Raw genomic sequence first — 12116 nt, 5'->3', positions numbered from 1 at the left:
CGGCCGGGGAGTTGATCGGAATCACCCGCGAGGGACGGCTGATCGCCGTACTCACACCGCCGGCCCCGGAGCAGCGGGTGCTGGAGGACCTCGTACGCGACTGCACCAGTGGCCGACTGGATCCCGCCCTCGATCGCCGTCCGACTCCCGTCGGCCACCGAGGCCCTCCACGGGATGCGCGACGAGGGAGGTCGCTGATCGGCCTCGGCTCCTGCCCGCTCCGATCCCCCGGGCCACCGGCGGCGCCCCTGCCTAGGCGGCCGTCCCCCCACCCGGGGGCAGTCCGCCGATGAAGGTGTCCAGGCGGGCGACGGCGGTGCGGAGCAGGTCGATGGATCCGGTCGGGTCGTCCGGGAGTTCGAGGCCGTGGTCGGCGGCGGGGAGTTCCAGGACCTGGTGGCCGGTGGCGTCGGCGACGCTCCGGTCCCACAGCCTGTCGGCGCTGCCGCCGATCAGGAGGGTCGGCGCGGTGGCCCGGCCGAGGGCGTGGGCCACGTGGTCGAGGGTGAGCACCGGGGTGAGCCAGGCGGCCGGGAGGGCGCGGTCCGCGGCGAGGCCGGCGGCCAGGGAGCCCAGCGACTTGCCGACCAGCAGGCGGCAGGCACCGCCCTCCGCGTCGACGGCCGCGCCGACCTGCCGCTCGACCCAGGCGATCCGCTGCTCCGTCGTGAACTCGGCGAACGCCTCTGGGATCCACCACCACAGCTCCTGGACCGTCCAGCCGTGCCGGGCCAGGACCGAGGAGGCGAAGTGCAGCAGTGGACGGGCGGGCGAGTAGCCGACGCCCGGGACGACCAGCGCGACCCGGTCCGGGTCGCCGTCGATGCGGGTGGGGAGGCTCGGTGCGGGGGAGGCGGACATGCCCGCAGGCTACTGCCGTCCGCCCTGGCGGGTGCCGGTCAGGCCCGGCTCCCCTCCGGGAGGACGGCCTGGGGCCGGGTGCCGACCACCGCGAGGATGCCGGCCACGGCGATCGCGGCGAAGACGGCCAGCGCCCCGGTGACGCCGACCGCACCGGCCAGCGTGCCGCCCAGCAACGCGCCCACCGGCATGACGAGTTGGCCGATCGAGCGGGACAGGCCGAGCACCCGCCCCAACTGCTCCGGCGGGGACAGCTGTTGCTGCAGGGTCACCCAACTGACGCCCCAGACCGTCGCGCAGAAGCCGAACACCGCCTGGTAGACGACCAGCACCGGAAGGGCCGCCCCGAGCGAGGCCAGCGGGATCAGGAACAGGGCGGCCGCGGCCAGCGGGCCGAAGAGCGGGATCACCCTGGTCAGCCCGACCCGCCGGATCACCCGCTTCGCGGTGAGCACCGCCGTCACCGCGGCGATGCTGTAGACGGCCTGGGTCAGACCGAGCTCCCCGGGGCTCAGGTCCACGACCTGGTAGGCGAAGTAGGCGAACAGCCCGGCCAGCCCGGCCCCGCCCAGGTTGAGCGCCGCCGCGGCGACGGCCAGCCGGGCCAGCAGCGGCCGGCCGCGCAGGACGTCGACGCCCTCCCGCAGCGAGGCCGCGACCCCCGGCCGGGCGGCGGCCTGCGGCGGCTCCTCGTCCCGGCGGAGCCGGGGCAGGCTCATGGCGAGGGCGGACAACCCGTAACTGACCGCGTCCGCGACCATCGCGGTGGCCGCCCCGACCGCCTGCACCAGCGCGGCGGCCAGCCCCGGCCCGGCGATCTGGCCGACCGAACGGGCCCCGGCCAGCTTGGCGTTGACCGCCACCAGGCCGTCCTTCGGCACGAAGTCCGCCACCACGGTCGGCACCGCGATGGCGGAGATCCCGCCCAGCGCCCCGGAGACCGCCGCGACCGCGCAGAGGTGGGCCAGCGTCAGCGCACCGGCGGCGTGCGCCAGCGGGACGGTGGCGATCAGCAGCAGCTGGGCGAGGTCCACCGCGACCAGCAGCCGCCGCCGGGAGGCGACCCGGTCCACCAGCACCCCGGCGAACGGGCCGGTCAGCCCCTGCACCCCGTACTCCAGGGCGAACAGCAGCGAGGCCGCCAGCGGCCCGGCGTCCAGCAGCAGGATCGCCAGCGCGGGCAGGGCCAGCGCCGTGACCTGGGTGCCCGCCACGCTGACGCCCTGCGAGAACATCAGGGCCGGTACGGCGTTCCGCGAGGCCCGCGGAGTGACCGACGGACCGGCCGCGGGGGACGTCCTGCGCCATCATCTGCCATGCGCCCCAAGCTACTTCAGCTATGGCGGACGGGCACCCCGGTCCGCGATACTTGGTTCGCACAGTGATCGAGTCCGAAGGAAGGGGGAGCTCATGAGCTTCGTTCTCGCGTTCCTGGCCGCCCTGGCGGCCGTCGTCGTCGGCACCACCCTGTTCCTGGCCCGTCGCGACCGGGCCCACCGACGGTGGGCGGACGGCACGGAGGGCCTGCTGATCGAGCGGCGGCGGACCTCCCAGGCCGCCCGGATCCGCACCACCCACTCCACCTGGGCCACCCACCACGGCAACGGCCTGTTCCCCGACGACCTCCAGACGCACTACGTCTGACGGGGCGACGCCAGGGCGGACGCGGCGGTACGGCGCCGGGCGGAAACCCGGGTGCACCCACCGGCCCGGCCGCGCGACACTACCCGGCATGAGCTCCGACGCCGCCCCGACCCCGCAGGTCCGGGCCCTCGACCACGTGGCCTCGCTCGCCGCCGGCCCGCCGGTCGACCCGGCCCTGCGGGTGACCCTCAACTTCCACCCGGACCGGGTCTCCCGCGGCCGGGCCGTCCTCGACGCCCTGGCCGAGGACGGCGTCTACCTCTCCCAGTTCGCCACCGGCACCAGCAACGGCGGCCTGACCGCCCACCCGGGCGGGGACCGCTGGCGCTGGGAGAGCCGGATCTTCAACGGCGCCTACGACGACGCGGCCCCCGGCGAACGCCCCGTCTACGGTGCCCTCGACCACCGCCGCAATCCCGTCGGCGCCGCACCCCGCTTCGGGTCCGCGCACTTCCGGCTCACCGCCCCCGCCCTGGAGCGCACCACCTTCTGCTACCCGGACAGCTTCCTGGAGCCCACGGACTTCGGCACCGCGGCCCACATGGGGCTCATCCCGCTCGCCCTGGCCGACGACCGGGACGCCCTCGACGACTGCATCGAGGCGCACGTCCACGGCCCGGTCCGGCTGGCCGTGGACGTCGAGGCCCTGGTGCTGGACCCCTGCTACCGGAACACCCCGGTCGAGGACGCCGCCCGCCGCCTCCCCTGCCCGCTGGAGTGGCACCCCGGCTTCCGGCTCACCGTCGAGGAGCTCCGCCGCCACCCCGACTACCGCGGCCGGGAGTTCGTCGACCTCGGCGCCCGGATCGCCGAGGACGGCGCCCTCGACCCCCGGATCATCGGCGCCGCCGCCGCGACCGGCCGCCACGACCCCCAGGACCTCAAGAGGGTGTGGCACTACCTCGCCCGCTTCGGCGCCCCCGCGTAGGGGGGTCGGCGGATCCTCGCGGCCCGGTGCGACAGTCCGGCGCCGCCCTGCTCCGGTGACCCGCGTCGCTCCTCCCGCCGCGGTTACCCTGGGGGCGGCGCCGGAGCCGGGGCGCGATCGAGAACCGAGGTCTCCCCTTGTCCGAGTACCAGGCCGCGCCGCGGACGGTCGTCGAGGCCTGCTTCGACCCGCAGGGCACCGCTTCCCTCGCCTACGTCTACGACCTCGCCGCCGCGGCCGGACTCGCCGACCAGCCGGTCCGGCTGGCGATCCGCCGGCTGGAGGCCGCGGGCGTCCTCCGGCAGGAGGGCCGCGGCCGCAAGGGCCGCCTCCTGCTGACCGACGCGGGCCGGCTCCGCTCCGACACGGACGTCCGCCTCGTCCGCCTCGCCTACGCCCAGGACGCCGGACTCGCCCCCTGGGACGGGCTCTGGCGGCTCCACACCTTCTCCGTACCGGAACAGCGCCGCCCCGAACGCGACGCCCTCCGCACCGCGCTGACCCGCCTCGGCGCCGCCCCGCTCGCCCCCGGCGCCTACCTCAGCCCGCACGACCTGCTGGCCGAACTCGTCGGCGAGACCTCGGAGTCCACCGTCGGCAGCTACCTGGTCACGGCGGAGGCCACCCGGCTGACCGGCCCCGGGTTCACCGACCCGGCCTCCGTCGCGGAGCGCCTGTGGCCCGCGGCCGACACCCTCGCCGCCTACCGGCCGCTCGCCGAGGCGCTCGCCGCGGAACCGGTCGGCACCGACCACGGCTCCACCGCACTCGTCGCCTCCGCCCTGGGGTTGGCCGACGCGTTCAGCCGGGCACTGGAGCACGACCCACTGCTGCCGCCCGAACTGCGGCCCGCCCCCTGGCCGCCCGCACGACTGCGCCACGCCTTCCGGGAGCGGTGGGCGGCGATCCGGCGCCAGGCCCCCGACCTGTCCCTCTTCCGCTCCTTCGACCCGCCCGGGGCAGAAAAGGCCTGAGTGCCGAGAAAAGCAGTTGGCCCGGCGGCGCCGCCGCTCCGACAATCGCCGGATGACCGATGACCAGATCGACCCGGCCCGCCTGCGCGCCGCCCGCCGGGCCTGCACCCGCTTCCTCTCCGGCGCCCGCCCGCTGACCATGCGCGAGCGCCTCACCGCGCTCGCCGAGGCGGTCGAGCCGGACGCCCACCCCGACATCTACGGGAACGGCGGGCCGGTCGGGGAGCTGGAGGAGCGCACCGCCGAGCTCCTCGGCACCGAGGACGCGGTGTTCTTCCCCAGCGGGACGATGGCCCAGCAGGTCGCCCTGCGCCACCACGCCGAGCGGACCGGCAACCCGGCCGTCGCGCTCCACCCGCAGAGCCACCTCGAACGGCACGAACGCCACGCCCACATCCAGCTCACCGGCCTGCGCAGCCTCTGGCCCACCACCGAGGCGCGGCAGCCGACCGCCGACGACCTGCGCGGTCTCGGCGAACCGTTCGGCACCCTGGTGGTGGAACTCCCACTCCGCGACCCGGGCTTCCTCCTGCCCAGCTGGGACGAGCTCACCGAACTGGTCGCCGCCGCCCGCGAGGCCGGTGCCCGGGTGCACTTCGACGGCGCCCGCCTCTGGAACACCACGACCCACTTCGGCCGGCCGCTGGACGAGATCGCCGCCCTGGCCGACAGCGTCTACGTCTCCTACTACAAGGACCTCGGCGGCATCAGCGGGGCCGCCCTCGCCGGGGACAAGGCCTTCACCGCCTACGCCCGCACCTGGCGCCACCGTTACGGCGGCCAGCTCTACCAGCAGTGGCCGGCCGCCCTCGCCGCGCTCGCCGGCCTGGACACCGAGCTCCCCCGGATCCCCGGCTACACCCGCCACGCGGCGACCCTCGTCCCCGCCCTGGCCGCCCTTCCCGGGGCGCGGATCCTCCCGGAGGCGCCGCCCACCCACGACTTCCAGCTCTGGCTCCCCCACCCGGCGCGCGTCCTGAACGCCGCCACCCTCGCCCTCGCCGAGCGGGAGGGGACCTGGTTCCTGGACTGGACCGACGCCGCCCCAGGCCTCGCCATGGCCGAGGTCCGACTGGCGGGCTCGGCCCAGGACTGGACGGCGCAGGAGGTCACCGGACTCGGGCTGCGCTTCCTGGAGCTGGTCGCCGCCGCCGAACGGGACTGACCCCCGGGAGGGCCGGCCCTCCGACGGAGCCCGCCGTCAAACGGATGGCGGGCGCCCGACCCTTCGTGTCAGAATGACGATTATGAGCAAGCAGCAGGCCGGAGACTTCGCCGACGTCCGCAGCCGCGAGCAGTTGGCGGGCCTGATGGCCACCGGGGCGCGGCCGAAATGGGTGATGTTCTGGGGGCACACCGCCCGCAAGGGCGGCGGAACGCGACAGGAGTGCCTGAGCCAGTGGTGGCCCGGGCAGTTCACCGTCGACGGAGTGGCGTACGCCTCCGCCGAGCACTGGATGATGGCCGGCAAGGCCCGGATGTTCGGCGACCGGGCGATCGAGCAGCAGGTGCTGGCGGCCCGGACGCCCGCCGAGGCGAAGAAGCTGGGCCGGCTGGTCCGGGACTTCGACGACGAGACCTGGACGGCGGGCCGGTTCGACCTGGTGGTCGAGGGGAACGTCGCGAAGTTCGGCCAGGACGAGGCCCTGCGGGAGTACCTGCTCGGCACGGGCGGCCGCGTCCTGGTCGAGGCCAGCCCGGTGGACCGGATCTGGGGCATCGGCCTCGGCGCGGACGACATCCGGGCCGAACGCCCGCTGGAGTGGCGGGGGTTGAACCTGCTCGGGTTCGCACTGATGGAGGCGCGGGCGCGACTGGCCGGATGAGGCCGGTCGCTCCCCGGCCGGACGGGGCGGCCCCGCCGCGGAGCGCGACCGGCGCACTTCTCGCAACGGCCGCCCTCTGCGCGCTCCTTGACACCACTCGGGCACGACTGGTCGCGCTCTCGTAACTCCATCGCCACATTCCGACGCCAGGATGTCCCGCAGTCAGGGTACAGATGGACAGGTTGGGGCGATCATGCGCATGCGGTCGACGGAAGAATCCGCAGGCCAGCAACCGGAGGGCGAGCAACGGGCCGCCGAACTCCGGTCGGAACTGGACGAGTTGCTCCGCGCGAGCCGTTACGCGGGCCAACGCGAACGCCGGCTGAACGAGGCGATACGGGCGGCCCCGGGCCGCCGGCGCCCGGACGACGACCTGCTGCGGCAGCTCGCCCAGGCCCGCACCCTGCGCGAGGGCCTGGGTGCGCGCTGCCTGCAACTGAGCGATCAGTTAAGGGAATTGGAGATCCACCTCAGACAGCGGCCGCACCCCCGACCCGCCCCGGAGCAGGCGGATCACCCGCCCCTCTCTCCTCACCAGCCCCCACCGCCCCCGCCACCGGCGCCGACCCCACCCCCGGCCCCGATCCCGGCGACGGCCCCGCCCCCCGCAGCGGCGCCGTCTCCCGCTCCACCCGTCCGCCCCGACCTCGGCGCCCTCACCGAGCGGATCACCGGACTCCACCGCAGCGGCGCCCTCCCCGAGGCCGGGGAGCTGCTGGACCGGGCCGCCGCCCACCTCGCCCCCGCCGACGCCGCCCTGCTGGTCGGGATGCTCTCCCGGCGCGGCCCGACCGGCGCCTCGCTCCAACTGGCCCGGACGGCCGCCCGGGGCGCCCCCGAGCACGCCGTCACGGTGCTGGCGGAGCTGCGGGAGCTGGGCCTGGCCGAGGAGGCCGCCGAACTGTTCCACGCCTTCCGGGCCTACCCGGCCGCCGCGGTCCCGGCCCTGCTCGCCGCGCTGGAGCGGGCCGGGCAGCACGCCGACAGCGCCACGCTGCTCTGGGAGTGGGGCTCGGCACCGACCCCGGAGCTGACCTCGCTGGCCGCCGGCCTCCAGCAGCACGGCCGCCCCGCCGACGTCCGCACGCTGCTGCGCCAGGCGGCCGGCCGCCCGACCGCGGACCTGGCCGGACTCGCGACCGAGCTGCCGCCCGCGCTCGCCACCCTCCTGCTGCACGAGCTGGCGGCCCTGCGCCCGCCGGTCGAACTGGTGCGCCTGGCCGCCGCGTTGGAGAACCACCGGGACCTCTACGGGCAACTGCTGGCCGCACTGCTCGCCGACGGCACCCGCCACCGCACCACCCTGGCCGCCCTGCGCACGGCCGGCCTGCCGACCGCCCCGCCGGCCGCCCCCCGCTCCCGCTGGGGCCGGCGGTAGCCCCCCGCCCCCGGAACGACAGGAACGCAGGGAGCCCCCGGCCCGCCTCCACGAAGGAGGACGGCCGGGGGCTCCCCGAAGTACCGCAGTACCGGACTACCGCAGTACCGGACTACCGAAGGACCGGACTCAGCAGCCGATCAGCCGCGCCGCCAGGTAGCCCTTCACCTGGTCGAGCGACACGCGCTCCTGCGACATGGTGTCGCGGTCGCGCACGGTCACCGCGTTGTCCTCGAGGGTGTCGAAGTCGACCGTGACGCAGAACGGCGTGCCGATCTCGTCCTGGCGGCGGTAGCGCTTGCCGATCGCGCCCGCGTCGTCGAACTCGACGTTCCACGCGGTGCGCAGGTCGGCGGCCAGGCCGCGGGCCTTCGGGGAGAGCTCGGCGTTGCGCGACAGCGGCAGCACGGCGACCTTGACCGGGGCCAGGCGCGGGTCGAGCCGCATGCCGACGCGCTTCTCCATGACGCCCTTGGCGTTCGGCGCCTCGTCCTCGAAGTAGGCGTCGATCAGGAAGGCCAGCATGGCGCGGTTGAGGCCGGCCGCCGGCTCGATGACGTACGGGAAGTACCGCTCGCCGCTCTCCTGGTCGAAGTACCGGAGGTCCTTGCCGGAGGCCTCGCTGTGCACCCGCAGGTCGTAGTCCGTGCGGTTGGCGACGCCCTCCAGCTCGGAGAACTCGGAGCCGCCGAAGTTGAAGCGGTACTCGATGTCCACGGTGCGCTTGGCGTAGTGGGAGAGCTTCTCCTTCGGGTGCTCGAAGAAGCGCATGTTCTCGGTGCGCATGCCGAGGTCGACGTACCAGTCCCAGCGCTGCTGGAGCCAGTACTCGTGCCACTGCTCGTCGTCGCCCGGCTTGACGAAGAACTCCATCTCCATCTGCTCGAACTCGCGGGTGCGGAAGATGAAGTTGCCGGGGGTGATCTCGTTGCGGAAGCTCTTGCCGGTCTGGGCGATGCCGAACGGCGGCTTCTTGCGCGACGTGGTCTGGACGGAACTGAAGTTGGTGAAGATGCCCTGGGCGGTCTCGGGGCGCAGGAACGCCAGGCCGCTCGCCTCCTCGGTGACGCCGAGGTGGGTCTTCAGCATGCCCGAGAAGTCCTTGGGCTCGGTGAACTGGCCCTTGGTACCGCAGTCGGGGCAGTTGACGTCCTTGAGGCCGTTCGGCGGCGGGAAGCCGTGCTTGGCCTCGTACTTCTCCTCCAGGTGGTCGGCCCGGTGGCGCTTGTGGCAGGAGAGGCACTCGGTCAGCGGGTCGTTGAAGGTGGCGACGTGGCCGGAGGCCTCCCAGACCTCGCGGGCCAGGATCACCGACGAGTCGAGTCCGACGACGTCCTCGCGGGCCTGGACCATCGTGCGCCACCACTGGCGCTTGATGTTCTCCTTGAGTTCGACGCCCAGCGGCCCGTAGTCCCAGGCGGCACGCGTGCCGCCGTAGATCTCGCTGCAGGGGTAGACGAAGCCTCGGCGCTTGCTCAGGCTGACGATCGTGTCGATCTTGTCGGCGGCCACAGTGCTCTCTTCAGTACGTACGGCACGGTCAGGGCACGGCTGGTTGCTCGTACCCGAATACCCAAGGTTACCGGCCGGACGGGTACGGGTTTCAAATCGATATGGTCCGGCTCCCCCCGTCCACGGCCACCTGTCGTTCACCCGTCCGAGTGAGTTGACAATCATTTCCACTTGAGATGAGAATGATTGTCATGATGATCGGACTGCTCAGCCGCCGGACCCGCAAGACCGCCGCCCTCGCCGTCGCCGCCCTCGCCTCCTCACTGGCCCTCACGGCCTGCGGCGGCAGCAGCAGCGCCCAGGGCACGGACGGCAAGCTGAACGTCGTCGCCTCCTTCTACCCGATGGAGTTCCTGGCCCAGCAGATCGGCAAGGAGCACGTCTCGGTCACCGACCTCACCGCGCCCGGCGTCGAGCCGCACGACCTGGAACTCACCGCCAAGCAGGTCGCCGGCGTCCAGAAGGCCGACGCGATCCTCTACCTCAAGGGCCTCCAGCCCACCGTCGACCAGGCCGTCGACCAGTCGGGCAGCAAGCACAAGATCGACGCCACCGCCGCCAGCCCGCTGGTCGACCACCACCTCGACGAGGGCACCGCCGAGGGCGACGGCCACAAGCACGAGGGCCCGGCCGGCGACCCGCACGTCTGGCTCGACCCGAGCCGCTACGCCGCGATCGCCAAGAGCGTCGGCGCCGAGTTCGCCAAGGCCGACCCCGCCCACGCCGCCGACTACCGGAAGAACACCGACGACCTGGTCACCCGGCTCACCGCCCTGGACCAGGAGTTCCGGACCGGGCTGCAGGACGTCAAGACCAAGACCTTCGTCACCAGCCACGCCGCCTTCGGCTACCTCGCCGACCACTACGGCCTCACCCAGGTCGCCATCAACGGCGTCGACCCGGAGTCCGAGCCCACCCCGGCCCGCCTCGCCGAGGTGCAGAAGGCCGCCAAGGACAACGGCGTCACCACGATCTTCTTCGAGACCCTGGTCAGCCCCAAGCTCGCCGACACCGTCGCCAAGGACCTCGGCCTCAAGACCGCCGTGCTGGACCCGCTGGAGGGCGTCAAGACTGATGCATCCAACGGCGCCGCCAAGGACGACTACCTGACCGTCATGAAGCAGAACCTGGCCAACCTCCGGGCCGCCCTCGGCGCGCCCACGGCGACCGCCGCCCCCACCCCCGCGAGCTGACGGGACGCACCACCATGACCCACCCGATACCCCCGGCCGTCCGCCTCCTCGACGCCGTCGCCTCGCGCGGCGGCCGGCCGGTGCTGCGCGGCGTCGACCTCACCGTCCGACCCGGCGAGGTCGTCGCCCTGCTCGGCGCCAACGGCTCCGGCAAGTCGACCACCGTCAAGGCCGTGATCGGCTCCGTGCCGCTGGAGCAGGGCACCCTGGAGCTGTTCGGCACCCCGTACGGCTCCTTCCGCGCCTGGCACCGGATCGGGTACGTCCCGCAGCGCACCACCGCCGCCTCCGGCGTCCCCGCCACCGTGCGCGAGGTGGTCTCCACCGGGCGGCTGGCGCAGCACCGGCTGCTGCCGTTCCGCCGCCGGGACCGCGCCGCGGTGGACGGCGCGCTGGCCGCCGTCGGCATGCTGGACCGGGCCGGGGACGGCGTCGCCGACCTCTCCGGCGGCCAGCAGCAGCGGGTCCTGATCGCCCGCGCCCTGGTCGGCACCCCCGACCTGCTGATCATGGACGAGCCGATGGCCGGCGTCGACGCCGCCAGCCAGCAGGTGCTCGCCGACACCCTGCGCGCCGAGGTCGGCCGCGGCGCCTCGGTGCTCCTGGTGCTGCACGAACTCGGGCCGCTGGAGCCGCTGATCGACCGCGCCGTGGTGCTGCGGGACGGCTGCGTCGCGCACGACGGCCCGCCGGTCCCCAACACCGGCCTGCACGCGCTGCCCGGCCACGACCACGTCCACCCGCACGCCGACCTCACCCCGCCGAGGCTGCTCGCATGACCGAGATGCTCTCCTACGACTTCATGCAGCGCGCCCTGCTGGCCGCCGTACTGGTCGGGATCACCGCCCCCGCCGTCGGGATCTACCTGGTGCAACGCCGCCAGGCGCTGATGGGCGACGGCATGGGCCACGTCGCGATGACCGGCGTCGGCCTCGGCTTCATCTTCCAGACCAGCCCGGTCTGGATGGCCGTGCTGGTCTGCGTGCTCGGCGCCGTCACCATGGAGCTGGTCCGCTCGCGCGGCAACCAGCGCGGCGACATCGCCCTGGCGATGCTCTTCTACGGCGGCATGGCCTGCGGCAAGCTGCTCGTCTCGATGTCCGCCCAGGCCGGGGCCGGCTCGCTGGAGAGCTACCTGTGGGGCTCGATCCTCACCGTCGCCCCCGCCGACCTGGCCACCATCGCGGTGCTCGGGGCCGTGGTCATCGCGGTCACCGTCGGCCTGCGCCGCCAGCTCTTCGCGATCTGCCAGGACGAGGACTTCGCCCGGGTCACCGGCGTTCCGGTGCGCACCCTCAACCTGCTGCTCGCGGTGATGGCCGCGGTCACCGTCACGGTCGCCATGCGGGTGGTCGGCCTGCTGCTGGTCAGCGCGCTGATGGTGGTCCCGGTGGTCGCCGCCCAGCAGTTGACCCGCTCCTTCGCCGCCACCCAGGCCGCCTCGATCGCGCTCGGCGTGGTGGTCTCGCTGGCCGGCGTCACCGGCTCCTACCAGCTCGACGTGCCCTCCGGCCCGGCCATCGTGCTGCTCGCCATCGCGGTGTTCGCGGTGTTCAGCGCGATCGCCGCCCCGCTGGCCCGCCGCCGCCACCGGCGCCGCGGCGACGCCGACCCGGCCCCCCAGGTCTGCGACGTCCGGCTCCCGGACCGAATCCCCGACGCCTTCCCCGACGGAATCACCGACGCCTTCCCCGACCCGATCCCCGGCCGCGGCACCGGCCGGATCCCCGGCCAGGACCCGGGAAGGACTTCCTCCGACACGACCACTCCGGAGCGGCGGGCCGGGCTGGCACAATGAGG

General features: G+C 74.1%; 12 protein-coding genes. 9 read left to right on the top strand and 3 right to left on the bottom strand.

Features of this window, described 5'->3' with window-relative positions; genetic code table 11:
• Window positions 1-252: 252 nt before the first annotated feature.
• Both ACFXOZ_RS17275 and ACFXOZ_RS17270 read right to left on the bottom strand, forming a co-directional pair.
• On the bottom strand, window positions 253-861 hold the full coding sequence (locus ACFXOZ_RS17275; RefSeq protein ID WP_380591191.1) for an alpha/beta hydrolase: 609 nt from the start codon (window positions 859-861) through the stop codon (window positions 253-255).
• Between the two features lie 38 nt (window positions 862-899).
• Window positions 900-2096: an MFS transporter gene (locus ACFXOZ_RS17270; RefSeq protein ID WP_380591188.1), complete on the bottom strand. Its 1197-nt coding sequence runs from the start codon at window positions 2094-2096 to the stop codon at window positions 900-902.
• Between the two features lie 175 nt (window positions 2097-2271).
• Between ACFXOZ_RS17270 and ACFXOZ_RS17265 the strand changes: the two genes are divergently transcribed.
• The 6 genes from ACFXOZ_RS17265 (at window position 2272) to ACFXOZ_RS17240 (ending at window position 7611) form a co-directional block, all read left to right on the top strand.
• Window positions 2272-2505 carry a hypothetical protein gene (locus ACFXOZ_RS17265; protein WP_375892498.1) on the top strand — a complete coding sequence of 78 codons (234 nt, stop codon included), beginning with the start codon at window positions 2272-2274 and terminating at the stop codon, window positions 2503-2505.
• 88 nt (window positions 2506-2593) lie between these two features.
• A complete protein-coding gene (locus ACFXOZ_RS17260; protein WP_380524892.1) occupies window positions 2594-3433 on the top strand; it encodes a DUF3626 domain-containing protein in 840 nt (279 codons plus the stop codon).
• A gap of 137 nt (window positions 3434-3570) precedes the next feature.
• Entirely contained in the window at window positions 3571-4407 is an 837-nt protein-coding gene (locus ACFXOZ_RS17255) for a PaaX family transcriptional regulator C-terminal domain-containing protein (RefSeq protein ID WP_380591185.1), read from the top strand.
• A gap of 52 nt (window positions 4408-4459) precedes the next feature.
• Window positions 4460-5572 carry a threonine aldolase family protein gene (locus ACFXOZ_RS17250; protein ID WP_380591183.1) on the top strand — a complete coding sequence of 371 codons (1113 nt, stop codon included), beginning with the start codon at window positions 4460-4462 and terminating at the stop codon, window positions 5570-5572.
• Window positions 5573-5654: 82 nt separating this feature from the next.
• The gene (locus tag ACFXOZ_RS17245) at window positions 5655-6233 is read left to right on the top strand and encodes an NADAR family protein (protein ID WP_380591180.1); all 579 of its coding nucleotides are present in this window, start codon (window positions 5655-5657) and stop codon (window positions 6231-6233) included.
• Between the two features lie 199 nt (window positions 6234-6432).
• Window positions 6433-7611 carry a hypothetical protein gene (locus ACFXOZ_RS17240; protein ID WP_375892490.1) on the top strand — a complete coding sequence of 393 codons (1179 nt, stop codon included), beginning with the start codon at window positions 6433-6435 and terminating at the stop codon, window positions 7609-7611.
• Between the two features lie 129 nt (window positions 7612-7740).
• Here ACFXOZ_RS17240 and ACFXOZ_RS17235 read toward each other — a convergent pair whose 3' ends face one another.
• Window positions 7741-9123: a glycine--tRNA ligase gene (locus ACFXOZ_RS17235; RefSeq protein ID WP_375892489.1), complete on the bottom strand. Its 1383-nt coding sequence runs from the start codon at window positions 9121-9123 to the stop codon at window positions 7741-7743.
• 191 nt (window positions 9124-9314) lie between these two features.
• Here ACFXOZ_RS17235 and ACFXOZ_RS17230 point away from each other — a divergent pair, with 191 nt between their 5' ends.
• The 3 genes from ACFXOZ_RS17230 to ACFXOZ_RS17220 are packed head-to-tail and all read left to right on the top strand — an operon-like array spanning window position 9315 to window position 12114.
• Window positions 9315-10316, top strand: coding sequence for a metal ABC transporter substrate-binding protein (locus tag ACFXOZ_RS17230; RefSeq protein ID WP_375892488.1), 1002 nt, complete (start codon window positions 9315-9317; stop codon window positions 10314-10316).
• A gap of 14 nt (window positions 10317-10330) precedes the next feature.
• A complete protein-coding gene (locus ACFXOZ_RS17225; protein WP_375892487.1) occupies window positions 10331-11095 on the top strand; it encodes a metal ABC transporter ATP-binding protein in 765 nt (254 codons plus the stop codon).
• Entirely contained in the window at window positions 11092-12114 is a 1023-nt protein-coding gene (locus ACFXOZ_RS17220; protein WP_380524886.1) for a metal ABC transporter permease, read from the top strand. The genes ACFXOZ_RS17225 and ACFXOZ_RS17220 overlap by 4 nt, the downstream gene beginning before the upstream one ends.
• The last annotated feature ends 2 nt before the right edge of the window (window positions 12115-12116 follow it).

The organism is Kitasatospora sp. NPDC059160 (assembly GCF_042755465.1).
Lineage (GTDB): Bacteria > Actinomycetota > Actinomycetes > Streptomycetales > Streptomycetaceae > Kitasatospora.
The sequence above is the reverse complement of the archived record's forward strand: the minus strand, read 5'-3'. Positions and strand labels throughout refer to the sequence as shown.